Source organism: Tepidimonas taiwanensis (assembly GCF_020162115.1).
Taxonomy (GTDB): domain Bacteria; phylum Pseudomonadota; class Gammaproteobacteria; order Burkholderiales; family Burkholderiaceae_C; genus Tepidimonas; species Tepidimonas taiwanensis.
The window spans coordinates 1,196,723-1,221,656 of sequence record NZ_CP083911.1 but is presented as its reverse complement, the minus strand read 5'-3'; the positions used below and the strand labels follow the sequence as shown (position 1 = coordinate 1,221,656).

20 protein-coding genes and 1 pseudogene are annotated in these 24,934 nt (G+C 69.2%); 9 read left to right on the top strand and 12 right to left on the bottom strand.

Annotation, left to right across the window (positions count from 1 at the left end; genetic code table 11):
- Positions 1 to 27: 27 nt before the first annotated feature.
- From LCC91_RS05645 to dapC, 9 genes are all read right to left on the bottom strand, one after another.
- On the bottom strand, positions 28 to 2,034 hold the full coding sequence (locus LCC91_RS05645) for an ABC-F family ATP-binding cassette domain-containing protein (RefSeq protein WP_143897773.1): 2,007 nt from the start codon (positions 2,032 to 2,034) through the stop codon (positions 28 to 30).
- On the bottom strand, positions 2,031 to 2,969 hold the full coding sequence (prmB, locus tag LCC91_RS05640; protein WP_052231786.1) for a 50S ribosomal protein L3 N(5)-glutamine methyltransferase: 939 nt from the start codon (positions 2,967 to 2,969) through the stop codon (positions 2,031 to 2,033). Before prmB ends, LCC91_RS05645 begins: the two co-directional genes overlap by 4 nt.
- Positions 2,966 to 4,570 carry a L,D-transpeptidase family protein gene (locus LCC91_RS05635; RefSeq protein WP_052231785.1) on the bottom strand — a complete coding sequence of 535 codons (1,605 nt, stop codon included), beginning with the start codon at positions 4,568 to 4,570 and terminating at the stop codon, positions 2,966 to 2,968. Before LCC91_RS05635 ends, prmB begins: the two co-directional genes overlap by 4 nt.
- Before the next feature lie 10 nt (positions 4,571 to 4,580).
- Positions 4,581 to 5,570, bottom strand: a complete 990-nt coding sequence (locus tag LCC91_RS05630) for a YybH family protein (protein ID WP_224441040.1) — start codon at positions 5,568 to 5,570, stop codon at positions 4,581 to 4,583.
- Between the two features lie 130 nt (positions 5,571 to 5,700).
- The gene (locus LCC91_RS05625) at positions 5,701 to 6,732 is read right to left on the bottom strand and encodes an IS5 family transposase (protein WP_143898648.1); all 1,032 of its coding nucleotides are present in this window, start codon (positions 6,730 to 6,732) and stop codon (positions 5,701 to 5,703) included.
- Positions 6,733 to 6,852: 120 nt separating this feature from the next.
- On the bottom strand, positions 6,853 to 8,052 hold the full coding sequence (dapE, locus tag LCC91_RS05620; RefSeq protein ID WP_043703488.1) for a succinyl-diaminopimelate desuccinylase: 1,200 nt from the start codon (positions 8,050 to 8,052) through the stop codon (positions 6,853 to 6,855).
- A gap of 5 nt (positions 8,053 to 8,057) precedes the next feature.
- A complete protein-coding gene (locus LCC91_RS05615) occupies positions 8,058 to 9,242 on the bottom strand; it encodes a PilT/PilU family type 4a pilus ATPase (RefSeq protein ID WP_143898190.1) in 1,185 nt (394 codons plus the stop codon).
- A 28-nt stretch (positions 9,243 to 9,270) separates the two neighbouring features.
- Complete coding sequence (dapD, locus tag LCC91_RS05610; protein WP_043703486.1) at positions 9,271 to 10,095, bottom strand: 2,3,4,5-tetrahydropyridine-2,6-dicarboxylate N-succinyltransferase; 825 nt, start codon at positions 10,093 to 10,095, stop codon at positions 9,271 to 9,273.
- A 39-nt stretch (positions 10,096 to 10,134) separates the two neighbouring features.
- Positions 10,135 to 11,379, bottom strand: a complete 1,245-nt coding sequence (gene dapC / locus LCC91_RS05605) for a succinyldiaminopimelate transaminase (protein WP_043703484.1) — start codon at positions 11,377 to 11,379, stop codon at positions 10,135 to 10,137.
- A gap of 41 nt (positions 11,380 to 11,420) precedes the next feature.
- On the opposite strand from dapC, the gene smc reads away from it, so the two are divergent.
- Together smc and LCC91_RS05595 are read left to right on the top strand one after the other, a co-directional pair.
- A complete protein-coding gene (gene smc / locus LCC91_RS05600) occupies positions 11,421 to 14,951 on the top strand; it encodes a chromosome segregation protein SMC (protein WP_058616695.1) in 3,531 nt (1,176 codons plus the stop codon).
- Complete coding sequence (locus tag LCC91_RS05595) at positions 14,948 to 16,009, top strand: hypothetical protein (protein ID WP_043703481.1); 1,062 nt, start codon at positions 14,948 to 14,950, stop codon at positions 16,007 to 16,009. The genes smc and LCC91_RS05595 overlap by 4 nt, the downstream gene beginning before the upstream one ends.
- 5 nt (positions 16,010 to 16,014) lie before the next feature.
- Here LCC91_RS05595 and LCC91_RS05590 read toward each other — a convergent pair whose 3' ends face one another.
- Complete coding sequence (locus LCC91_RS05590) at positions 16,015 to 16,356, bottom strand: Hpt domain-containing protein (protein WP_052231782.1); 342 nt, start codon at positions 16,354 to 16,356, stop codon at positions 16,015 to 16,017.
- Positions 16,357 to 16,609: 253 nt separating this feature from the next.
- On the opposite strand from LCC91_RS05590, the pseudogene LCC91_RS05585 reads away from it, so the two are divergent.
- Positions 16,610 to 16,774, top strand: a pseudogene (locus LCC91_RS05585) (EAL domain-containing protein); the annotation flags it as partial.
- A gap of 25 nt (positions 16,775 to 16,799) precedes the next feature.
- On the opposite strand, the gene LCC91_RS05580 reads toward LCC91_RS05585, so the two are convergent.
- Positions 16,800 to 17,366 (bottom strand): NUDIX hydrolase, encoded by a 567-nt coding sequence (locus tag LCC91_RS05580; protein WP_143898194.1) that lies wholly within the window; start codon positions 17,364 to 17,366, stop codon positions 16,800 to 16,802.
- A 537-nt stretch (positions 17,367 to 17,903) separates the two neighbouring features.
- Here LCC91_RS05580 and maiA point away from each other — a divergent pair.
- The gene (maiA, locus tag LCC91_RS05575) at positions 17,904 to 18,578 is read left to right on the top strand and encodes a maleylacetoacetate isomerase (RefSeq protein ID WP_058616233.1); all 675 of its coding nucleotides are present in this window, start codon (positions 17,904 to 17,906) and stop codon (positions 18,576 to 18,578) included.
- The gene (gene pgeF, locus LCC91_RS05570) at positions 18,568 to 19,398 is read left to right on the top strand and encodes a peptidoglycan editing factor PgeF (protein ID WP_224441038.1); all 831 of its coding nucleotides are present in this window, start codon (positions 18,568 to 18,570) and stop codon (positions 19,396 to 19,398) included. The genes maiA and pgeF overlap by 11 nt, the downstream gene beginning before the upstream one ends.
- Here pgeF and LCC91_RS05565 read toward each other — a convergent pair.
- Positions 19,300 to 19,635 carry a hypothetical protein gene (locus LCC91_RS05565; protein WP_058616234.1) on the bottom strand — a complete coding sequence of 112 codons (336 nt, stop codon included), beginning with the start codon at positions 19,633 to 19,635 and terminating at the stop codon, positions 19,300 to 19,302. The genes pgeF and LCC91_RS05565 overlap by 99 nt on opposite strands.
- A 205-nt stretch (positions 19,636 to 19,840) precedes the next feature.
- Here LCC91_RS05565 and phaC point away from each other — a divergent pair, with 205 nt between their 5' ends.
- The 4 genes from phaC to dusA all read left to right on the top strand — a co-directional run bounded on the left by phaC (position 19,841) and on the right by dusA (position 24,829).
- A complete protein-coding gene (gene phaC, locus LCC91_RS05560; protein WP_224441037.1) occupies positions 19,841 to 21,661 on the top strand; it encodes a class I poly(R)-hydroxyalkanoic acid synthase in 1,821 nt (606 codons plus the stop codon).
- 39 nt (positions 21,662 to 21,700) lie between these two features.
- Complete coding sequence (locus LCC91_RS05555; protein WP_143898185.1) at positions 21,701 to 22,882, top strand: acetyl-CoA C-acetyltransferase; 1,182 nt, start codon at positions 21,701 to 21,703, stop codon at positions 22,880 to 22,882.
- Positions 22,883 to 22,927: 45 nt separating this feature from the next.
- Positions 22,928 to 23,668, top strand: a complete 741-nt coding sequence (phbB, locus tag LCC91_RS05550) for an acetoacetyl-CoA reductase (protein WP_058616237.1) — start codon at positions 22,928 to 22,930, stop codon at positions 23,666 to 23,668.
- Positions 23,669 to 23,815: 147 nt separating this feature from the next.
- Positions 23,816 to 24,829 carry a tRNA dihydrouridine(20/20a) synthase DusA gene (gene dusA, locus LCC91_RS05545; protein ID WP_082668387.1) on the top strand — a complete coding sequence of 338 codons (1,014 nt, stop codon included), beginning with the start codon at positions 23,816 to 23,818 and terminating at the stop codon, positions 24,827 to 24,829.
- Positions 24,830 to 24,934 lie beyond the last annotated feature (105 nt).

Genomic DNA, 24,934 nt, shown 5'->3' with positions numbered 1-24,934 from the left:
CGAACAGGGCGATGGCGGACGGGGGTATCAGGCGGTGGCGATATCGGTATCGCCCAGGGCGGCTTCCCGTTCCAGGGCTTCGATGGTTTCCGACACCGTGAGCCAGCGCTCCTCGACGTCGGCGAGTTCCGCCTCCAGCGCCTTCAGACGCCGGCCCGCTTCGGCGATCTCGGCGCCCTGGGTGGTCTGGGCCAGGCGCTCGTGCAGCGCGGTTTGCTCCGCCTGCAGGGCGGTCATGCGCGCCTCCAGCGCGTCTCGCTCGCGGCGGTGGGGGGCGAGGCGTTGCGCGAGCGCCTGCCGGCGTTGGGCGAGCTGGCGACGGCGCTCCTGCGGGTTGAGCGGGGCGGCGGGCGGCGGAGCCGGGGCCGCACCGCGGTCCGACGCGAGCGCCGCCAGCTCTTCCCGCCGGCGGCGCGCCACGTCGATCAGGTGGCGCTGGGAATCGTCCAGATCGCCGTCGAAGGGGGTGAGCGCCCCGTCGCTGACGAGCCAGAACTCGTCGCAGACGGCGCGCAGCAGCGCGCGGTCGTGGCTGACCAGCATCACCGTGCCCTCGAACGCGTTGAGCGCAACGCCGAGCGCCTCGCGCGTGGTCAGGTCGAGGTGGTTGGTCGGCTCGTCCAGCAACAGCAGGTTGGGCCGCTGCCACACCAGCAGCGCCAGCACGAGGCGCGCCTTTTCGCCACCGCTCATCGTGCCCACCGGCTGCGCGACGGTGTCGCCGCTGAACTGAAAACTGCCGAGGAAGGTGCGCAGGTCTTGTTCGCGCATCGACTGGCCGACGAGCGTGCCCGCGGCCTCGGCCTCGCGCGCCAGCCGCTGCAAGTGCTGCAGCGGCGTTTCGTCCCCGCGCAGGATGTCGAGCTCCTGCTGCGCGAAGTAGCCGATGCGCAGGCCCTTGCCCGGTGTGATGCGCCCGGTGAGCGGCGGCAGCACGCCGGAGATGGTCTTGACGACGGTGGATTTGCCCTGGCCATTGGCCCCGAGGATCCCGATGCGCTGTCCCGGCAGGACGCTGCGACGGATGCCGCGCACGATGGCGCGTGGCGGCTGGCCGTCTTCCCCTGCGTAGCCGGCGTCCACGTCGTGTAGCGTCAGCATCGGGTTGGGCAGCGCCCCGGGGTCATCGAAGCTGAACTGAAAATCCGCGCTGGTCAGCACCGGTGCGATGCGCTCCATGCGCGCCAGCGCCTTCAGCCGGCTTTGGGCCTGCCGGGCCTTGGTGGCCTTGGCGCGGAAGCGCTCGATGAAGCGCTGCAGGTGCGCGATGCGCTCCTGCTGGCGGCTGTAGGCAGCCTGCTGCTGCGCGAGCTGCTCGGCGCGCATCTCCTCGAAGCGCGAGTAATGACCACCGTAGCGCGTCAGCCGTCCCTGCTCCAGGGATAGCGTCACGCGCGTGACCGCGTCCAGAAATTCGCGGTCGTGGCTGATCACGATGAGCGTGCCCTCGTAGCGCTGCAGCCACCCCTCGAGCCACACGAGGGCGTCGAGGTCCAGGTGATTGGTGGGCTCGTCGAGCAGCAGCAGGTCGCTCGGGCACATCAGCGCGCGCGCGAGCTGCAGCCGCATGCGCCAGCCCCCGGAAAAGGCATTCACCGGGCGGTCCAGTTCCGTGGGCGCAAACCCCAGGCCCAGCATCAGCGCCTGGGCGCGCGCGCGGGCGTCGTGCGCGCCGGCGTCGGATAGCGCCGCGTGCGCAAGCGCGATCGCCTCCCCGTCGCCGGCAGCCTCCGCCGCGGCGAGTTGCGCGTGGGCGGCCAGTAGCCGGGTGTCGCCGGCGACCACGAAGTCGGTGGCCGCCTCCGCGGTGTCCGGCATCTCCTGCGCGACATGGGCGATGCGCCAGTGGGCCGGCAGGCCCACTTCACCGCGGTCCTCGTGCAGCTCCCCGCGCCACAGCGCGAACAGGCTCGACTTGCCCGCGCCATTGCGGCCAACGAGGCCGACCTTTTCGCCGGGGTGGATCGTGACGCTGGCGCCCTCGAGCACGACCTTGGCGCCCCGTCGCAGCGTGACATCGCGCAGCGTGATCATCGGCTGTTCGAGCGCGGGTCGGGGGGCAGATCGGCCTGCGCAGCGGCGAGCGCGTCGCGGGTAATGAGCAGCACCGCATCGTCGCCCCCGCTGGTGCGCAGCCACACGACGGGCAGCGTCGGAAACGCGCGCTCGAAGTGCGGCCGCTCGTGGCCGATTTCCAGCACCAGCACCGCGTCCGGGGTCATGTGGTCGAGCGCGTGCGCGAGCAGGTGGCGCACGAAGTCCATACCGTCCTCACCGCCGTCGAGCGCCAACGCCGGTTCGGCGCGGAATTCGGGCGGCAGCTGCGCCATGCTCGTGCGGTTGACATAGGGCGGGTTGCACAGGATCAGGTCGTAGCGGCCGGTGATCGCCGACCAGCCGTCGGAGCGGATGAGCCGGATGCGGTCCTGCAGCCCGTGGCGTTCGACGTTGCGTTGCGCGACGGCCAGCGCGTCGGGGGAGATGTCGCTGGCGTCCACGGTTACCTCCGGCCACGCCATCGCCGCCAGCACGGCGAGCGACCCGTTGCCAGTGCACAGGTCTAGCACACGGCACGTGTCGGCGGACAGCCACGGATCGAGTTCGTCCGCCTGTGGCGCGGCGGCGATCAGCTCGGCAATCAGGCTGCGCGGCACGATCACGCGCTCGTTCACATGGAACGGCACCCCCTGCAGCCACGCCTCGCCGGTCAGGTACGCCGCGGGTTTGCGCGTGCGGATGCGCTCCTCGATAAGTGCCTGCACGGCTTGGGCCTGTTCGGCGTTCACGGGGTCGTCCGCGTGCGCGTCCAGATCCCAGTCCAGCGGCAGCCCCAGCCGCCACAGCAGCAGCCAGGCGGCCTCGTCGCGCGCGTTGGTCGTGCCGTGGCCGAACGCGACACCGGCCTGCTGCAGCCGCTCCTCCGCCGCGCGCAATAGCGCGCCGAGGGTGAGGGAATTCGAGCCGATCATGGCGTGCGTTCCTCCACGATGCGCCAAGTGCCCCGTTCCAAGTGCAAACTGAAACGTTTTGGCGTGGTCAGCCGCTTGCCATCCCCCTCGTAGCGCTGGATCGCTTTCACGATGGCCACACCGTCACGGATACGGATTTCCTGAATGTGCAGTTGAACACGAATACGCTGGCGTCCGAGTATCGCTTGGCGGCGTTGCGCCTCCCACTGCTGACGGCTCAGGCCGCTGGGCGGGCGAAAGTCCTTGGCGTAGTGTGACAGATAGGCATCGACGTCGCGCCGCGACCACGCCTGAGCCCATTGGTTGAGAGCGGTGGCGACCGCCTCGTTTCGTTCGTCCTTGACGGGCGCACCGCGCGCACCGGTCGGCGATGCCTCGGTCCCAGGGGCAATGGCAGCGGATGCGGTGGTGTCTTGCTTCGGCATCCACGGGGCCAGTGCCTCCGGGGTCAAGGCGGTCAGGCCACCCCCTTCGTCGAGACGAATCACGGCAACTTGGGCCGCCGCGGAGGTCGCATCGGGCGCGCGCAGTGAAACTCGCGCGAATTGACTGCCATCCTGATCGCGCCAGACCTGCAGACCGGCATCCGGCAGCGATGCCCGCAACGCGGGCCATTGCCGCCCCAATTGATCCAACACCGCTTGGCGCCGTGCCATCTGCTCCGTGTGGGGAATCCAGCGGATGCTCTGTGCAATGATCACCGGCGCGCGCTCGATATCGGTCAGTGTCAGCAGATGCTGCATGTGGTCGTTCGGGAGAACGACGCAGCCTTCCGATGATTCCGGCGTCCGCGCGTACTGGGACGAGGGTGTTCCGTGCAGCCAGATACCGTACCCGCTGCGCTGATGCCAGCGGTCCACGGGATTGGGATAGTTCAGGGTCAACGCCCCTGCGCCATAAAAATCGGGCAATTCGGCGTCTCGCTTGAGTCCCGTGATGTCGTATACCCCCAACGGCGTTTTGTTGTCTCCCTCGCGACGCTTGCCCGCTCCGGCCTTGCCGATCGAAATGAAGCTGTCGTACACGACGGTGGGCGCCGCGTCGGGTGCCGTTGGGCGTTGCAACAGGTACAGCCGTGAGCGATCGGTATCGACGACAATCGCCCACGGCGATAAGGGGTCGAATGCCAACAGGGCCTCGGGCCAGTGCTGCGGTGGCGGGGGCGTCAGGGCGGCTTGCAACCTTTGCCGCAATTCGCGGTCGAGCCCGTCGCGTTGGGCCGGCGTCGGGATCTGCCCGTGCGCACGGATCGCGTACAGATCGGCGAGCACGAGGTGCGCCAATTGAAAGTTCGGGCGTTGATCGAGCAGTGCTTGGGCCCTGTCGATGGCCGTGTCGAGCTGGCCGTCAATGATTGCTTCGAGTACGGCGAACAGTTGTCGCTCGGTCGGGTCGCGGCTGGTTTGGCTCGGCCGCCACTCGTGAGGTTTTGCCTGCCCCGTCGTTGCTGTATCGGGATCGGGAAGGTCGGCGGCTGCCGGAATGTTCCCACGCAGGGGCCACGCCACTGCCCCGGTTTCCGGGCCGCTCGCCACCCACCATGACGTGGATAGCAGCACCACGATGGCGCCGGTTAGCGCCAACAACCAGCGTTTAAGCATGGAGGGTTGGTCAGCGCAAGGTTCGCTCAGCCGCGATGCGCCACTGCCCATCCACGAGGCGCAAGCGCAACTCCTTGCGCGTCGTCGAACGCAGGCCCGGCGCCTGATACCGCTGGCGGAACCGAACGACCGCCTCCTCCGGGCTTGCCGTTACGACGGTGATGTCATCCAGCTCGATCTCGATGCGACTTTTGTCGGCGATGCGGCGGCGCCGCTCCTGGACCCAGGCCGCATGGCCGCCGGCCTCATCGGACGGTGCGTAGTTCGGCACATAGGCGGCCACGTACGCGTCCATATCCCGCGAAGCCCAAGCGGCGCGCCACCGTTCGACGGCCTGCAAGACCGCTTCACGCGCCGGTGAACCGATCTCGGTCGGTCTGGCCGCGTTCTTCTCAGGTTCCGGCGGGGGCGCCGGTCGGGTACTGGCAGAGGCGGTGGCGGTCACCGCGGCGGGGACGCTTGCACTCGGCCGCGTGGCCGGTGGCGCCTCGGTGCCCCGTGAGGTGCCGTGGGTGAGGCTCACGACCTGGCGTATCAATCGCAACTTGGGCGATACACTGTTGCCGCCGGGCTGGAGGTTCAGCGCGCGAGCATACGATTCGTTGGCCAGGCGCGCGTAAATATCCCCGAGATTTTCGTACGCAATGGCATAAGCCGGGTTGCTCTTGATGGCGAGTTCGAGGGTCGCGCGGGCTTTGGTCAAATCGCCTTCACGCGCGTAGAGTACAGCCAGGTTGTTGTACGGCTCAGGCAACTGCGGGTATTTCAAGATCAGATCCTGAAAGACCTGCTTGGCGTCCTCGTTGCGCTGCGATTCGGCGAGCAGTACCCCCTTGACGAGGGCGAGCGTCGGTTGATCGGGGTTTGCCGCGAGGCGTTGTTCGACCCACTCGAGCGCCTGGCGGGTCTTGCCTTCCTTGAGCAGCCGGTCGAGCTCCGCTTGTGCCGCTGCATCGGTGGAGGCCCACGATACCGCGCAAACCCAAAGACCGTTGCACAACCCCGCCGAGCGGGGGCTTCCTCTCCTTTTCGTCGCCTGGATGCCTCTTTTTTGAGCAGCTTGCGCGGTGTTTTCCCTGTTTGCCCCACCCCAGGCGGGGCTCTGTTGGGCCTTTCGCCCGCTTCTGCCCTCACGCGGGCGCACTGGCCCCCTGTGTCTGCAGCCGCATGAGCTTGCGGTGAGCTTTGAGCAGGTTGAAGCCGATCGCTGCCCAGCACATCTGCGCCTGCACCTTCGCCCGCCCGAAGTAGCGCGCACGATCCAGATGGAAGCGCCGCTTCATCGTGCCGAAGCACTGCTCGACCTTGTAGCGCACAGTGCCGATCAGGCGGTTCAAGGCTTTGAGCACCGCATCGAGCGGGTGCCCCCGCGTGGCCTTGTGCTGGATGAAGTCAGTGATACCACGCTCACGCAGATACTGCCGGTTGGCAGCACTCGCGTAGCCTTTATCGGCAAGCACCCCATCGGGCGTGGCGCCAGTGGCGGCGATGTGGGCTTCGATGATTTGGGGCAGCTTGTTCACTTCGGCCTCGTTGGCCGGGTGGACTTCGACGTGTTGCACATAGCCGTCTTCGGTGTCCGTGGTGGCGTAGCCACGGTAGCCGTGATAGGACTGCTTGCCTTTCTTGAGCCAGCGCGCATCCGCATCGGCGCTGGTCGTGATTTGTGGTTCCTCTTCGCTGACCTCGATGGTCACGCGCGGACGGGCAGCACTTTCGATGATGGTGGCATCCACGATCGCGCCCGTGCTGCCCTGGACCTTGACGCCGATGGCTTCGAGCTGGCGGTTGATGCTGCAAAGCAGCCGCTGATCGAGCTTGGCTTGCACCAAGCGGTTGCGAAAGCGACAGATGGTGCTGGCATCGGGCATCTCCCCGGCCGAGGGGTCGAAGCCACAGAAGACCATGAAGTCGATGCGTACCTTGAGCGCCCGCTCCAGTTCCGCATCCGACAGCCCATGCCACTGACCCAAGAGCATGAGCTTGAACATCGACAGCGGCGCATACGGCTCGGGGCCGCCACCGCGGGTGAGCTCGCGCCGGTACAGGCCCTTGAGCTGCGCGCCGATCGCCTTCCAATCGATGAGCTGGTGCAGCTTGTAGGTCGGCGTGTCTTCGATCAGGGGGCGTGCGCCCAGCAGGAAGAAGCTCTCGGTGGTCATGCTCTGGCGGCAGCGGCTGTCCGATACCGGTATTGGACATCACCCTGCACGCGCAGCCATCGGGGGATGTACCAGTTATGCAACGGTCTCACCCACCCCAACAGTGCGGGCACCAGCAGTTTACGCAACGGGCGTGCCAGGGCGGCTGTGCTTCTCATGGAGTACTTCCAGAACGCGGCGGTAGATGTTGGTCAATACCGCCAAATCGTCCAGCGTGATATGTTCGTCGATTTGGTGTATCGAAGCGTTGGGCGGTCCGAGTTCGACGACTTGGGGGCAGATTTGGGCGATAAACCGCCCGTCGCTCGTTCCCCCTGTCGTGGACAGCTCGGGCTCGATACTCGTGACATCATACACTGCGTGTCGCACGGCATCGACCAGCGTTCCGGGCGGGGTGAGGAACGGCAACCCGCCCACGGTCCAGGTCAGGTCGTAGTCGGTGCCGGCCTGCAGTCCGTGGCGCGCGAGGATGTCGTGCACGCGGGCTTGCAGGCTCTCGGGGGTGGACTCGGTGCTGAAGCGGAAATTGAAGTCCACCACGACTGTCCCGGGGATGACGTTGCTCGCGCCGGTGCCGCCGTGGATGTTGCTGACCTGCCAGCTCGTCGGGGGGAAGTGCGCGTTGCCGTCGTCCCAGCGTGTGGCGACCAGCTCGGCCAGCGCGGGGGCGAGCAGGTGGATGGGGTTGCGCGCGAGGTGCGGGTAGGCGATGTGCCCCTGGATGCCCTTGACCGTGAGCCGCCCGCTCATCGTGCCGCGCCGGCCGTTTTTGATCATGTCGCCGGTGCGCTGCACGCTGGTGGGTTCGCCGACGATGCAGTAGTCGAGACGTTGGCCGCGCTGGCGCAGCGCCTCGCACACGACCACGGTTCCGTCGCGCGCGGGGCCCTCTTCGTCACTGGTGAGCAAAAAACCGATCGACAGCGGGGGCGTCGGGTGTGCGGCCAGAAACGCCTCACACGCCACCACCATCGCGGCGAGTGACGCCTTCATGTCGCTCGCGCCGCGGCCGTAGAGCTTGCCGTCACGGATCGTCGGCGTGAACGGGTCGCTGTGCCAGCGTTCCCGCGGGCCCGGCGGCACCACGTCCGTGTGGCCGGCAAAGACCAGCACCGGCGCCTCCGGTGTCGCGCCGGGCCGCAGCGCCCACAGGTTGGTGACGCGGAAATCATCGGGGCCGCTCGTGATCGTCTCACACGCGAAGCCCAGCGCCTGCAGCCGCTCGGCGAGCAGCGCTTGGCAACCGGCATCGTCCGGCGTCACGGAGGGACAGCGAATGAGGGCTTCGGTCAGCCGCAGCGTTTCGTCGGCGAGACTCACGTCACTCAAACTCGGTTGGGTTGGGAGGTCGATGGCAAAAACCCATCGAAAGAGGGTTCCGCGGCTTTGCCGGTACCGACACCGCCAGCCGCTTCCGCGAATCGACGGTTGCCGATAGTGGCGCGGGCGCGGTCGTCATTTTGCAGTCGCCACAACAAATTGGTCGCCGAGTCGGCGTGGGCCAACCCCTCTTCGCGTGTGACCCGCCCCGAGAGAATAAGACGGGCGATGTCGGCTTCAAAAGTTTGGGATTCTTCGGCCAGGGATTTTTCCAGCGCCTCGCGCACGCCGAAAAAGTCGCCTTTTTCGATGAGCTCGCTGATGAGGCGCGTGTTGACCATGACTTCGACGGCCGGCGTGCGTCCACCGTCGACGGTGCGCAGCAGCCGCTGTGAGATGATGGCTTTGAGGGTGGCGGCCAGATCGCTGAGCATGGCCGAGCGTACCTCGGCAGGATAAAAGTTGAGTATCCGGTTGAGTGCTTGGTAGCTGTTGTTGGCATGCAGTGTCGACACGACCAAATGGCCGGATTGGGCATAGGCAATGGCGTGCGACATGGTTTCGCGGTCACGGATCTCGCCGATGAAGATCACATCAGGGGCTTGGCGCATGGCGTTTTTGAGCGCCGTTTGCAGCGACTCCGTATCCGTGCCGACTTCGCGCTGGTTGATGATGGATTTTTTATTTTTGAAAAGGTATTCGATGGGGTCTTCGATCGTCAAAATGTGGCCTGCGCTGTGCGCATTGCGGTGCTCCAGCAGCGACGCGATAGTGGTGCTTTTGCCGGATCCCGTAGAGCCGACGATCAGGATCAGCCCCCGCTTGGCCATGATCATGTCGGTCAGGATCGTGGGTATACCCAGTTCCGGGAGCTCGGGTATTCGGTTGTTGACATAGCGCACGACCACCGCGCACGTCCCGCGCTGCCGCATGGCACTGACGCGGAAGCGCCCCATGTTGGGAATGGAAACGGCAGTGTTGAGTTCGCCGAAGCGATCGAAAGTCCGCATGTCTTCCACGGAGACCATTTCGCTCAGCAGGCGATACGGTCCGTCCGTGGGCAACCGTTGCGCATTGACGGTGACCGGATTGCCGTGAATTTTGAAGAGCGGTGCACTGCCAGCTGACAGATACAAGTCAGAGGCGTTTTTTTCTACCATCAGCCGCAGCAGCTGTTCCATCAGTCCCATCGCAGCCGTCCTCTCGGGGGTGTCGCCGTCAGTCGCGCAGCAGTTCGTTGAGGCTGGTCTTGGCGCGCGTCTGCGCGTCGACGCGCTTGACGATGATCGCCGCGTACAGGCTGTACTTGCCGCCCTCCTTGGGCAGGCTGCCGCTGATCACGACCGATCCCGCGGGCACGCGCCCGTAGAGGATCTCGCCGGTGGTGCGGTCGTAGATCGGCGTGCTCTGGCCGATATAGACGCCCATCGAGATGACGGAGTTTTCCTCGACGATGACGCCCTCGACGATTTCGGAGCGCGCGCCGATGAAGCAGTTGTCCTCGATGATCGTCGGGTTGGCCTGCAGGGGTTCGAGCACGCCCCCGAGCCCCACGCCGCCGGACAGGTGGACGTTCTTGCCGACCTGGGCGCACGAGCCGACCGTGGCCCAGGTGTCGACCATCGTGCCCTCGTCCACATACGCCCCGATGTTGACGTAGGAGGGCATGAGGATCGCGCCCTTGGCGATGTAGCTGCCGCGCCGCGCCACCGCGGGCGGCACGACGCGCACGCCCGCCGCGGCCATTTCCTGCGGGCTCAGGTGCGCGAACTTGGTCTTGACCTTGTCGTAGAACGCCAGATCGCCGGCGCGCATCAGCTCATTGTCGTTGAGCCGGAAGCTCAACAGCACCGCCTTTTTGATCCACTGGTGCACGGTCCACTGGCCCACGCCGTGCCGGGTGGCCACCCGCAGCGTGCCGTTGTTGAGCGACTCGATGACGTGCTCGACGGCGTCCACCACCTCCTGAGGGGCGTTGCCGGGCGAGAGCTGGCTGCGGTTGTCCCAGGCGTTCTCGATGATTTGTTGCAGTTGTTGCGTCATGGTCGAGGGTCGTGTTGAGGGATCGGGCGGACGTGGGCGTCAGCCCCGGATGAAGCGAACGATGCGTTGCGCGGCTTCGAGGCACTCGTCCTCCGCCGCCACGAGCGCCATGCGCACGCGGCCGGCGCCCGGGTTGACGCCGTCGACGGTGCGCGCCAGATAACTGCCCGGCAGCACGGTCACATTGTATTGGGCGAGCAGTTCGCGGGCGAAGTCCGTGTCGTCGCCCCCCTCACGCCCGCCAAAGCGCGGCGGCACCCGGGCCCAGAGATAAAACCCGGCGTCCGGCAGCCGCACGTCCATGACCTCGGCCAGCAGCGGCGTCACCTGCGCGAACTTGGCGCGGTAGCGCTCGCGGTTGGCGACGACGTGCGCCTCGTCGGCCCAGGCGGCGATGCTGGCGCGCTGCACGGCCAGGCTCATCGCGCTGCCGTGGTAGGTGCGGTACAGCGTGAACGCCCGGATCAGCGCGGCATCACCCGCAATGAACCCGCTGCGCAGTCCGGGCGCGTTGCTGCGCTTGGACAGGCTCGTGAGCATGATGAGGCGCGCAAAGTCGCGCCGCCCCAGCGCCGCCGCGGCCTGCAGGGCGCCGAGTGGCGGCTCGTCACGAAAATAGATCTCGCTGTAGCACTCGTCGCTGGCAATCACGAAGCCGTAGCGGTCACTGAGCGCGAACAGCCGCTCCCACTCCGCCAGCGGCATCACCGCGCCGGTCGGGTTACCGGGCGAACAGGCATAGACAAGGCGCGTGCGCGCCCACACCGCTTCCGGCACGCTGTCCCAGTCCACCGCGAAGTTGCGCGCCGGATCGCTCGGGGCGTACCACGGCACCGCGCCGGCCAGCAGCGCCGCGCCCTCGTAGATCTGGTAGAACGGGTTGGGGCAGACGACCACCGGCTCGTCACCCCGGGCGAACGCCCGCGGGTCGATGACCACCTGCGCCAGCGCAAAGAGCGCCTCGCGCGAGCCCAGTGTCGGCAGCACCTGCGTCGCAGGGTCGACCGCCACGCCGTAGCGCCGCTGCAGCCAGTCGGCGCACGCCTGTCGCAGCGCGGGGGTGCCCGCGGTGGCCGGGTACGCCGACAGGCCCCCGTCCGGGTCGTCGATCGCGGCGTGCAGTGCGTCCTTCAGCACCGCGGGCGTGGGGTGGCGCGGCTCGCCGATCCCCAGGTTGATCGGCCGGTAGGCCGTGGGGGGCGTGATGCCCGCGGTGAGCGCGCGCAGGCGCTCGAACGGATAGGGCTGCAGCCGCTGCAGCAGCGGGTTGGCGTCCGGTGTCATGGGCCGCAATGGTAGCGTGCGCCCACGTACACTAGCGCCCCGTGCGCCTGCAGACCATCAAACTTTCTGGATTCAAATCGTTTGCCGAGCCCACGGTTCTGCACTTGCCGGGGCAGCGCGTGGGTGTTGTCGGCCCCAACGGTTGCGGCAAGTCCAACATCATGGACGCCGTGCGTTGGGTGCTGGGCGAGTCCAAGGCCAGCGAGCTGCGCGGCGAGTCGATGCAGGACGTGATCTTCAACGGCACGACGACGCGCAAGCCCGCCCAGCGGGCGAGCGTGGAGCTGGTGTTCGACAACAGCGCGCGGCGCGCCGGGGGGCCGTGGAACCAGTACGCCGAGATTTCCGTCAAGCGCGTGCTGACACGCGACGGCACGAGCAGCTACTACATCAACCAGCAGCCGGTGCGCCGGCGCGATGTGCAGGACGTCTTTCTCGGCACGGGGCTGGGGCCGCGCGCCTACGCGATCATCGGGCAGGGCACGATCAGCCGCATCATCGAGAGCCGCCCGGAGGAGCTGCGCCTCTTTCTGGAAGAGGCCGCGGGCGTCTCCAAATACAAGGAGCGGCGCCGCGAGACGGCCAACCGGCTCGCCGACACGCGCGAGAACCTGACCCGCGTCGAGGACATCCTGCGCGAGCTCAACGGCCAGCTGGAGCGGCTGGAGCAGCAGGCCGCCGTGGCGCGGCGCTATCACGAGCTGCAGTCGATCGCGACGCGTCGCCAGCACCAGCTCTGGTGGCTCAAGCGCGAGGAGGCCCGCGCGCAGCTCGAACAGGTGCGCTCCGACGGCACGCAGGCCGTCAACGCCCTGCAGGAACGCATGGCCGAGCTGCGCCGCGCCGAGGCCGATCTGGAGGCGATTCGCCAGGCGCACTACGACGCAGGCGAGGAAGTCAACCGCGCGCAGGGCCAGTGGTACGCGGTCGGTGCTGAGGTCGCGCGGCTGGAGGCCGAGATCCGCTTCGCCGTCGAGGGGCGCCAGCGCGCCGAGCAGCGCCTCGCGGCGCTGGTGCAACAGCTTGCCGATTGGGAAACGCAGGCCGCCACGGCGCAGCAGGAACAGGCGGCGCTGGACGAGCAGGCGGTGGCACTGGCGGAGCATGCCGAGATCCTGGCCGCCCGCGTCGCCGAGGAGACCGAGCGGCTGCCGTCGCTGGAGGACGGCTGGCGGCAGGCGCAGGCGCGCGTGCAGCAGCAGCGGCAGCAGGTGGCTGAGGTGCAGCGCGCGATCGGTGTGCTGGCCGCCGAGCAGCGCGCACTGGACGAGCAGGCGCGCCAGCTGCAGCAGCGGCGCGAGCGGCTGCGCGCCGAACGCCACACGGTGGCCGCGCCGGACGAATCCCGCCTGCAGCACTGGCGCGCGGAGCGCGACGCGGCGCGGGAGGCGCTCGCCGCCGCCGAGGCGCGTCTGGCCGAGGGCGAGGCCACGCTGCCCGCTGCGGAGGCCGAGCGCCGCGAGGCGCAGCAGGCCGAGCGGGCCGAGGCGCAGCGGCTGGGCGAAACCCAGGCACGGCTGCAGGCCCTGCGCGCGCTGCAGGAAAAGGTGCAAACCGATGAGCGGCTGCGGCCCTGGCTGCAGCGCCACGGGTTGGAGGGGCTGGCCGCGCTGTGGACCCGGCTGGACACCGAGCCGGGGTGGGAGGCGGCGCTCGAGGCTGCGTTGCGTGAGCGTCTGCAAGCATTGCCGGCGGGGCGGCTGGATGCCCTGCGCGCGTTGGAGCGCGACGCGCCGCCCGCGAAACTGGCGTTCTACGCACCGCCCGCCGGTGGCGTGCCGTCGGCGATGGCCGCGCCGGAAGGCCTCGTGCCGCTGGTGCAGCGCCTGCGCGTTCACGACGCGCCGCTGCACGCGCTGCTGTCCGACTGGCTGCACGGTTGCCTGGGCGCGGACGATCTGGACACCGCGTTGCGCCTGCGCGAACGTCTCGGGCCCGGGCAGCGCTGCTACACCCCGGCCGGTCACAGCGTCGGGGCGCACGACATCGCGTTCTATGCCGCGGACGACGCGCAGGCCGGGCTGCTCGCCCGGGCGCACGAGATCGAGCAGCTCGAGCGCGCCGTACGCGCGCAGGGCTTGCTGGTCGAGGAAGCGCACGCCCGCGCGCAGCGCGCCGACGCCCAGTGCCACGCGATCGGGCAGCAGTTGCAACAGGCGCGGCGCGACGTGGCCGATGCGCGGCAGCGCCTGCACGCGGCCGAGGTCGAGGTGCTCAAGGGCGAGCAGGCGGCCGAGCACTCGCGCCGCCATCAGGCACGTCTCGACCAGGACCTGGCCGAGGTGGACGCGGCGCTGGAGGACGTCGAAGCGCGGCGCGTCGAGGCGGAGGCGCGCTTCGAGGCGCTCGACCTGCAGTTGGCCGACACACAGGAGCAGCTCGCCCACCTCGAAGACGCCGCGGCGGCCGCCGAGCGCGAGCTCGCCCAGGCGCGCGAGCAGGCGCGGGCGGCCGAGCGCGAGGCGCAGGAGGCTGCCTTCGCGCAGCGCGCCGTGGCGCAGCGGCATGCCGAGTGGCAGCGCCAGGCGCAGACGGCGCACGAGCAGATGGCCCGCCTGCGCGACGAGCGCGCGCGGCTGGAGCAGGAGCTCGCGCAACACACCGACCCCGTGGCACGCGAGGCGCTGCAGGTGGCGCTGGCCGAGCGCCAGCGCTGCGAGGAAGCGCTCGCCGCCGCGCGCAGCCGCTATGACGAGCTCACGGCCCGCCTGCGCGCGGCAGACGAGCAGCGCCTGCGCATCGAGCGCGAGCTGGAGCCGCTGCGCACTCGCATCACGGAGTTTCAGCTCAAGGAGCAGGCGGCGCAGCTCGCGCTCGACCAGTATGGCCAGTGGCTGGCCGACGCCGGCGCCGATCCCGACGAGGTGGGCCGCACGGTCGAGGCCGATGGCGTGCGCCTGCAGGGGCTGCAGGGTGAGATCGACCGCCTGCAGCGCGAGATCACGGCGCTGGGCGCGGTCAACCTCGCGGCGCTGGAGGAGCTCACCGCCGCGCGCGAGCGCCAGCAGTTCCTGCACAGCCAGTCGCAGGACCTGCAACAGGCCATCCAGACGCTGGAGGATGCCATCCGCAAGATCGATGCGGAAACGCGCGCCCTGCTGGCGCAGACCTTCGAGACCGTCAACGGCCACTTCGGCCGCATGTTTCCGGAGCTGTTCGGCGGCGGGCAGGCGCGGCTCATCATGACCGGTGAGGAAATCCTCGACGCCGGCGTGCAGGTGATGGCGCAGCCGCCGGGCAAGAAAAACCAGACCATCCACCTGCTCTCGGGTGGCGAGAAGGCGCTCACTGCGATCGCGCTGGTGTTTGCGATCTTCCAGCTCAACCCGGCGCCGTTCTGCCTGCTCGACGAGGTGGACGCGCCGCTCGACGACGCCAACACCGAGCGCTACGCGCAGCTCGTCACGCGCATGAGCCGCGACACGCAGTTCCTCTTCATCAGCCACAACCGCATCGCGATGGCGATGGCCGAACAGCTCATCGGCGTGACGATGCAGGAGCAGGGGGTTTCGCGCGTGGTCGCCGTCGACCTCGCGGCGGCCACGTCGATGATGGAGAATGCGGCGCCATGAGCACCTTGCAATGGGCGTTGATCGGGGTGGGGCTGGCGCTGCTGGTGGGCGTGTGGGCCTATCACCGGTGGCAGGCGCGCCGCTGGATGCCGCGCCGGCAGCGGGCGGCCGTCGCATCCGCCGACACCGATGGTGCGGATGGCGAGGCGGGAACGGGGGACGCGCAGCGGCAGGAGCCGCACCTCGACGTGCCTGCGCCAGCCGCCGCGCGACCGGCGGTTGCACCGGCGCTGCTGTCGGAGCGGCTCGACGTGATCGTGCCGCTCGTCCTCGAGCGGCCGGTGACAGCCGAGGCGGTGTTGCAGGCACTGCCCGGCACGCGCCGCATCGGCAGCAAGCCGTTCTTCGTCGAGGGCCTGCCGGACGACGCGGCCGACGAGGCGGCGTGGGAGGCCCTCACGCCCGGGCGGCGCTACCAGCAGTTGCGCGTCGGCCTGCAGCTTGCCAACCGCGCCGGGCCGCTCAACGAGATCGAGTTTTCCGAATTCGCCCAGCGCCTGCAGCACTGGGCGGAGCACCTGCAGGCGGCGGTCGACTGTCCAGACATGATGGCGGTGGTCCAGCGCGCGCGAGCGCTGGACGCCTTCGCCGCCGCGCACGACGCGCAGCTCACCTTCACGCTGCGTGCGCGGCGCGCGGCGTGGAACCCGGGGTATGTCATGCAGCACGCGGCGCGGCTGGGCTTCGTGCCCGGCTCGTTGCCGGGGCGCATGGTGCTGCCGGCCAGTCGGCCGGGCGGAGCGCCGCTGCTCGTGCTGCAGTTCGAGACGCAGGCCGCACTGGCCGACGATCCCTCGCTGGCCGTGCTGCGCGAGGTGCGGCTCACGCTCGACGTCACACATGTGCCGCAGGATGAAGAGCCGTACTCCCGGTTGTGCACGCTCGCCGACCGGCTCGCCGACGCGATGGACGGCTGGGTGACCGACGACACCGGCCAGGTCCTGGCGGCCGAGGCGTTCGACCGCATCGGCGGTGAGCTGGGCGTGCTCTACGACGCGCTGCGCGAGCGCGGCTTCGAGGCCGGGTCGCCCGACGCCCGTCGGCTGTTCAGCGGCTGAACCGTTCAGGTGTAGCGCCCCGCGACGAGGGCGCGAACGGTCTCGGGGACGAGGCGGGTGACGTCGGCGAGCGCCGCCTCCGCGGCCACGGCGTTTTGTTCGCGCGCCGCCCGCTCCAGCCGGGCGGCCGCTTCCGATAGCGCGACGGCCGCCATGTTACCGCTGCTGCCCTTGAGCGAGTGCGCGGCACGCATCAGCCGCGGCCAGTCGCGCGCCGCCCACGCCGCGTCGAGTCCGGCCCGCTCCGTGTCGAGCTGTTCGACGAACAGGCGCACGATGCCCCGGAAATCATCACCCAGCGCGACGAGCAGCTCGTCGAGGGTGTCACGTTGGATGAGCGGGGTCATGGTCAGGGGCAGGCCGCCGGGGGCGCGGATCGGTCATCACAGCGGCATTGTACGAGGCACGCTCCCGTGCCCGTGCCCGCTGCACGGCCGCGACCCGGAAGTGCTGCTCACCTTCGCGCAGGAAGCCAGCGGCGCGCGCCTGGGGGCGTGACCTGCTCGGCTCACACGCCGGCGACACCCAAGCGAAGCGGCGCCAGCGCATGCTGGCGCTGGAGCAGACGCTGCGCGGGATGGGGCTGAGGTCGCGCTCAGCCAGTCGCTCGGCGTCGAGACCATCGCCGAGGGTGTGGAGACGCAGCGCCAATGCGATTTCCTCGAGGCGATCGGCGTCGGGCAGGTGCAGGGTTACCTGATCGGGCGCGCGATGCCCGCGCCGGATCTGGAGCGCCTGGCGCGGGAGTGGCGGCGCACCGACTGACGCGGCGCTGTCGCCGGGAGCGCCGTCAGGCGATGTCCCCCGTGTGCACCTCGAAGCGACCGCGGCGCCGGTCCGCGAAGTAATGGCGCAGCGTCTCCTGCACCGTGCGGAAGGCCAGCTCGTCCCACGGAATCTCGTGCTCGTGAAACAGCCGCGCCTCTAGCGTCTCGTGACCCGGGGCAAAGCGGTCGTGCAGCAGCCGCGCGCGGTAGTAGATGTGCACCTGACCGACGCGGGCGACGTTGAGCAGGGTGAACAGGCCCTCGATCGCGACCTCGGCGCCGGCTTCCTCTTGCGTCTCGCGCAGCGCCCCCTGCGCGGTCGTCTCGCCGAGCTCCATGAAGCCCGCGGGCAGCGTCCACTTGCCCCAGCGCGGCTCGATGGCGCGGCGGCAAAGCAGCACCTGCGCGCCGTCCGGACCCCACGTCGGGATGGTCCCCACGACGTTGAGGGGGTTTTCGTAGTGGATCGTGCCGCACGACGGACACACCGCCCGCACCCGCGTATCCCCGTCATCGGGGACGCGGTATTCCACCGGGCTGGCACAGGCGCGGCAGAAGCGGATCGCGCTGCGCCACGGGGGGGCGGGCAGGGGGTTCACGGGCGAAGCGGGCGATGGCACGCGGGCGGGATCAGGCCTTGGTGTGCTTCCCGATCAGGCGGCACCCCGAGTGCGACGGCGGCGCCGGACTGGAGCAGGGTGCGGCGGTGGATCATGGGAGCGGTCTCCTGACGACGCGATGGATCGAAGGTCGGGGTTATTCGATGGTGGTGCTGTAGAACGCGCAGCACTGTGGCAGCGAGTGTAGGACAGTTTCCGCGTGGGACGCGCGGCCGTCTGCCTCGCCGGTGTCGGGGTTTTCCGGGGGTTGTGCGGGGGTTGTGCGGGGGTGCACGGCCCCCGGGGGGGGGCACGTCGTGCCGCAGCCGCCGTCGTTGGGGTTTTCCAAGGGGTGTGCGGAGGATGCGTCGCCCGGCACGGTGTGCGGATAGACTCGGGGTGGTCACCTCCCGCTGCGTCGCGGCGGCCCGTGCGGGCGGACGTGCGTTGCCGACGCTCCCGGTATCCGCCGACGCTCCCGTTATCTTCGGTCGCTGTCTGACGTCCCCCAAAACGTTGCCTTCCGTCATGAAGCTCTACAACTACTTCCGCTCCGGCACCTCGTTTCGGGTGCGCATCGCCCTGAACCTGAAGGGCCTGCCGTACGACTACATCCCGGTGCACCTGGCCAAAGGGGAGCAGCACGGCGACGCCTACCGGGCCATCAGCCCCGATTCGCTGGTGCCGCTGCTGGCGCTCGAGGGCGAGCCGGACCACGCGCGCCTGAGCCAGTCGATGGCGATCATCGAGTACCTGGACGAGACGCACCCCGAGCCACCGCTGCTGCCGCGCGACCCGCTCGGGCGCGCGCGCGTGCGGGCGCTGGCGCAGACGGTCGCGTGCGAAATCCACCCCCTCAACAATCTGCGCGTGCTGAAATACCTGGCCCAGCCGCTGGGCCTGGACGAGGCGCAGCGCGCCGCCTGGTACAACCACTGGGTCATGGAAGGGCTGCGCATGTACGAGCGCCGGCTGCAGCAATATGCGGTCGAGCGCGAGCGCGCCGGTCTGCCGCCGTCCGTCTACTCGTACGGGGACACCCCGACCCTGGCGGACTGCTGTCTGGTGCCGCAGATCGTCAATGGCCAGCGCTTCGGCCTGCAGTACGAGGGCATTCCGCTGACGCTGGCGGTCTATGAGCGCTGCATGCAGCTCGACGCGTTCCAGCGCGCCCATCCGTCCCGTTGCCCCGATGCCGAGTGACACGGGCGGCGGCCCGCGGTGGGCCACGCGCGCGGGGCTGACCGGCCTCGCCGCCGACCTCGGCAGCGGCGCGTGCGGATGGATGAGCACGCGCGCCGGCGGGGTGTCCGCCGGACCGTGGGCGTCGCTCAACCTGGGGGATCACGTGGGGGACGACCCCGCAGCGGTGGCCGAGAACCGCGCCCGCTTCGCGCGGGCGCTGGGCGTGCGACCGGTCTTTTTGCGGCAGGTTCACGGCACCAGCGTGGTGCGGCTGGATCCCGACACGCCTGACGGCGTCGAGGCCGACGCCTGCTGGACCGACGCGGTCGGGGTGGCGTGCGTGGTGCTGGTCGCCGATTGTCTGCCGATTCTGTTCGCCGAGCCGGATGGGGCGTCGGTCGCGGCCGTGCATGCCGGCTGGCGGGGCCTCGCGGGCGGCGTGCTCGAGGCGCTGTGTGCCCAATGGCCCGCGGCGCACGACCCGGCGCAGCGCCGCCGGCTGCAGGTGTGGATCGGCGCGGCGATTGGTCCGTCGGCCTTCGAGGTCGGGCCCGACGTGCGCGATGCCTTCGTCGCGCCGGACCCGGGTGCTGCGGGGGCGTTCACGCCCGTCGCGCAGCGGCCGGATCGGTGGTGGGCCGATCTCGCCGCGCTGGCGCGTCGGCGGCTGGCGCGATTGGGATTCGGCACCGTGCACGGCCACGACGGCGCACCGTCATGGTGCACAGCCAGCGACCCGTCACGGTTTTTTTCGCACCGGCGCGACGCCCGGCGGCACGGCAGCAGCGGGCGGCTGGGGGCCGCCGTCTGGCGCGTCACCGGTGCCGGCAGCGGCTGAGTCGCGCGGCAGCGCTGCCGCGGCGGGGGCTGGGTTCGCTTGCTGTTCGTTGCGCCGCCGGGCCTTGCGCCGCAGTGGTGTGCCCAGCAGATACGCCACCAGCGCCATCGGCCCCACACCGTACAGCAGCAGCGTGAAGAAGGCGCCCAACAGCGTACCCGCGGGGCTGAGCGCCTCGGCCAGTGCCATCATCAGGACCACATAGCCCCAGGCGAGGAAGACGAGGTATGCGAACATCGCGGGTGAGTCGGTGGTGGGATCGTGCGTCGGTTGGCACGGATTTTGTCAGGGTTGCGGAAGGCTGGTCGATGACACTGTCATCGAAACGGCGGCCGTCGCGCCCCCCTCCGGGAAATCCCGCACGCGGTGCCCGTCCGTTTGTCACGGAAACGACGCCAGCACGCGTTACGATGGCGTGGCATGACATCGAGGAGACACGGACATGACGCAATCCGGCCATGACGGCACCCCACACGGCGCGGGCGCGTGGATGGACTGGGCCCAACAGGCCATGCAACAGTGGGCGTCGGCGATGCAGTCGCTCTGGCCGGGCGGTGTGCCCGGGGGCGTTGCGTCGCCGATGGGGGGCATGCCCGACTGGGGGCAGATGGCCGGCGTGACCGACGTCTTCCGGCAGATCAGCGGCCAGCCCGTGCAGCTCGACCCGAAGGCCTGGGTCGAGATCCAGCAGGATTACCTGCGCGAGCTGGGGGAGCTGTGGCGTCAGGGGCTACAGGTGCAGCCCCCGAAGGAGGACCGTCGGTTTGCGTCGGACGCGTGGGCGCGCAACCCCGTGGCAGCGTACAGCGCCGCGCTGTATCTACTCAACGCGCGCACGCTGATGCGCATGGCCGAGGCGGTGCAGGCCGACCCCAAGACGCGCGCGCGCATCCGCTTCGCGGTGCAGCAGTGGATCGACGCCAGTGCGCCGAGCAATTTCCTCGCCCTCAACGCCGAGGCGCAGCAGAAGGCCATCGAAACGCAGGGCGAAAGTATCGCCAAAGGGGTGCAGAACCTGTTGCACGACTTGCGCCAGGGGTTCGTCTCGATGACGGACCACAGCGCGTTCGAGGTGGGTCGCAACGTCGCCACCACCGAGGGCCAGGTGGTCTTCGAAAACGCGCTGTTTCAGCTCATCGAGTACAAGCCCCTGACGCCCAAGGTGTACGAGCGGCCGTTCCTCGTCGTGCCGCCGTGCATCAACAAGTACTACATCCTGGACCTGCAGCCGGACAACTCCTTCCTGCGCTACGCGGTGGAGCAGGGGCACCGCACGTTCGTGATGAGCTGGCGCAACCCCGACGCGACGCTCGCGCAGGCAACCTGGGACGAGTACATCGAGGACGCGGTCATCCGCGCGATCGACGTCGTGCGCGAGATTGGCCGCGCCGAGACGATCAACGCGCTGGGCTTCTGCGTCGGCGGTACGATGCTGGGCACGGCGCTCGCGGTGCTCGCGGCGCGCGGGGAGCACAAGGTCGAGAGCGCCACGTTCCTGACGACGCTGCTGGACTTCACCGACACGGGGGTGCTGGACGTCTTCATCGACGAGGCCTTCGTGCGCTACCGCGAGCTGCAGTTCGCCAACGGCGGCATCCTGCCGGGGCGGGAGCTGGCGACGACCTTCAGCTTCCTGCGGCCCAACGATCTGGTGTGGAACTACGTCGTCGGCAACTACCTCAAGGGCGAGACACCGCCGCCGTTCGACCTGCTGTACTGGAACAGCGATAGCACCAACCTGCCGGGCAAGTGGTACGCGTGGTACCTGCGGCACCTGTACTTGCAAAACGAGCTATGCCAGCCAGGCAAGCTCACCGTCTGCGGCGAGCGGCTCGACCTCGGGGCGATCGATATCCCGGCTTACGTGTACGGCTCGCGTGAGGATCACATCGTGCCGATCGGCGGGGCCTACGCGTCCACGCAGCACCTGGGTGGCCCGCTGCGCTTCGTGATGGGGGCATCGGGCCACATCGCCGGGGTGATCAACCCGGCGGCCAAGGGCAAGCGCAGCTTCTGGACCGGGCCCGAGGGGCACTTCCCCGCACAGGTGGACGACTGGATCGCCGCCGCCACCGAACACCGCGGCAGCTGGTGGACCGACTGGGCGCCGTGGCTGGCGTCACACGCGGGGCGACTCAAGCCCGCGCCGCGCAGCTTCGGCAACCGCCGCTACCGCCCCATCGAACCCGCCCCGGGCCGCTACGTCAAGGTCAGCGCCGAGGCCGCGCTGGCCACGCTCGCGACGGGCGGCACGACCGTCTGAACCCCTCGCTTTTTCCACCGCACACGGGACACGCACACCATGAAAGACACCATCGTCATCGTCGACGCCGTCCGCACCCCCATCGGCAAGTTCGGCGGCACCCTCGCCAAGACTCCCGCGACCGAACTGGGCGCCACCGTCATCCGCGCGCTGCTGCAGCGCACCGGCGTGCCGGCCGCCCAGGTTGGTGAGGTGATCATGGGCCAGGTGCTCGCCGCGGGCTGCGGCCAGAACCCGGCCCGGCAGGCGGCCATGGCCGCGGGCGTGCCGAAGGAAACCCCGGCACTGACCATCAACGCGGTCTGCGGTTCGGGCCTGAAGGCGGTGATGCTCGCGGCGCAGGCGATCGCCTGGGGCGACAGCGAGATCGTCATCGCCGGCGGGCAGGAGAGCATGAGCCTGTCGCCGCACGTGCTGCTCGGCAGCCGCGAGGGCCAGCGCATGGGCGACTGGAAGATGATCGACTCGATGATCGTCGATGGCCTGTGGGACGTGTACAACCAGTACCACATGGGCATCACCGCCGAAAACGTCGCCCGCGCCCACGGGATCACGCGGGAACAGCAGGATGCGTTTGCGCTGGCCAGCCAGCGCAAGGCCGCGGCTGCGCAGGATGCCGGCAAGTTCAAGGACGAGATCGTGCCCGTCACGATCCCACAGCGCAAGGGCGACCCCGTCGTGTTCGATACCGACGAATACATCAACCGCAAGACCAGCGCCGAAGCGCTCGCCGGTCTCAAACCCGCGTTCGACAAGGCGGGCTCGGTGACCGCGGGCAACGCCAGCGGCATCAACGACGGCGCCGCGGCGGTGATGGTGATGACCGAGCGCAAGGCGGCGGAACTGGGCCTCACGCCGCTGGCGCGCATCGCGAGTTTCGGCACCAGCGGGCTCGACCCGGCGACGATGGGCATGGGGCCGGTGCCGGCGTCGCAAAAGGCGCTGGCCCGCGCGGGCTGGTCGGTCGCCGATGTCGACCTGTTCGAACTGAACGAGGCGTTTGCCGCCCAGGCCTGCGCGGTCAACCAGGCGCTCGGTGTCGACCCGGAGAAAGTGAATGTCAACGGCGGCGCGATCGCGCTGGGGCACCCCATCGGCGCGTCGGGCTGCCGCGTGCTCGTGACGCTGCTGCACGAGATGCGCCGCCGCGACGCGCACAAGGGCCTGGCCGCGTTGTGCATCGGCGGCGGCATGGGCGTGTCGCTGTGCGTCGAGCGCTGAACCCCGTTTCCTTTACCACCCACCACACACAAAGAGGAGTACATCATGGGTCAACAACGCGTCGCCTACGTCACCGGCGGGATGGGCGGTATCGGCACCGCCATCTGCCAGGCGCTCTACAACGCCGGCTTCAAAGTCATCGCGGGCTGTGGCCCGACGCGCGACTACCAGAAGTGGCTGGACGAGCAAAAGGCGCTCGGCTACACCTTCTACGCCAGCGTCGGGAATGTCGCCGACTGGGACAGCGTCGTGCAAGCTTTCTCCAAGGCCAAAGCCGAGCACGGCCCGATCGATGTGCTCGTCAACAACGCCGGCATCACGCGCGACCGCCTGTTCGTCAAGATGACCAAGGAGGACTGGGACGCCGTCATCAACACCAACCTGACGTCGATGTTCAACGTCACCAAGCAGGTGGTGCCCGACATGATCGAGCGCGGCTGGGGCCGCATCATCCAGATCTCGTCGGTCAACGGCGAAAAAGGGCAGGCCGGCCAGACGAACTACTCCGCCGCCAAGGCGGGGATGCACGGCTTTACGATGGCGCTGGCGCAGGAGCTGGCGTCCAAGGGGATCACCGTCAACACCGTGAGCCCCGGCTATATCGCCACCGACATGGTCAAGGCGATCCGCCCCGATGTGCTGGAGAAGATCGTCGCCCAGATCCCGGTCAAGCGACTCGGCGAACCGCGCGAGATCGCCTCGATCGTCGCCTGGCTGGCCAGCGACGACGCGGGCTTCGCCACCGGTGCCGACTTCTCGGTCAACGGTGGCCTGCACATGGGTTGACGGCCGCGCGCATGATTCCCCCACGTGGGGATGAATGCGTGTGCCGGCAGCCCCGCGCCAGAACGACGCGCCTGACCGCGCGTAGGCGATCCTGCCGCCCGCCGCTGGCGGGCGTTTTTCATGGGGGTCGGGGATAATCGCGACCCCATGAGTCCCCTGCTATCCCCCTCCGGTCACAACCCCTGGCGCCTGAGCGTGGCGCCGATGATGGAGTGGACCGACCGCCACTGCCGCTGGCTGCATCGGCAGCTGACGCGCTACACGCGGCTGTACACCGAAATGGTGACGACCGGCGCGCTGCTGCACGGCGACGTCGCGCGGCACCTGCGGTTCGACCCCATCGAACACCCGGTAGCCCTGCAGCTCGGCGGCAACGAGCCGCGCGCACTCGCGCTGGCCGCGCGCATGGGGGAGGTGTGGGGCTATGACGAAATCAACCTCAATTGCGGCTGCCCCAGCCCGCGCGTGCAGCGCGGGGCGTTCGGTGCCTGCCTGATGGAACATCCCAAGCTGGTGGCCGACTGCGTGCGCGCGATGCGCGACGCGGTGCGCGTGCCGGTCACGGTCAAGCACCGCATCGGTATCGACCGGGTGGAGGACTACGGCTTCGTGCGCGACTTCGTCGGCACGGTGGCCGAAGCGGGGTGCGAGGTGTTCATCGTCCACGCGCGCAACGCGTGGCTCGACGGCCTGAGCCCCGCCGAAAACCGCACCGTCCCGCCGCTGCGCTACGCCGTGGTGTACCGGCTCAAGCAGGACTTCCCGCACCTGACCATCGTGATCAACGGCGGCATCACGACCGACGCGCAGTTGGCCGAGCACCTGCGCCATGTCGACGGGGTGATGGTGGGGCGCGAGGCGTATCACAACCCGTGGTGGCTGGCGTTGTGGGATGCCACGTACTTCGGGGACGGGACGGCCGCACCGCCGGACCGCGACGCGGTGGAGGCGCGCATGGTCGAGTACATGGCGCGCGAGGGGCCGTCGCTGCCCGGCGGCTGGTACGCGATCGCGCGCCACATGCTGGGGCTGCGGCACGGCCAGCCGGGCGCGCGCCGCTGGCGGCAGGTCTGGAGCGACCACCGCTACAAGCACCGCCCGGTGCACGAAGTCGCCGCGCGTGCGCAGGCGGCGTTGCGTGGCGAGGCGTTACCGGCGTAGTCGGCGTAAGAGGCGTTGCAGTGGCACCGGTTGGTTGTCCCCATTCCTGAACTGCCGTTACGCACCGACGGGGCCGCGCGGGGCCGCGGGGGTGCTGTGTACCTT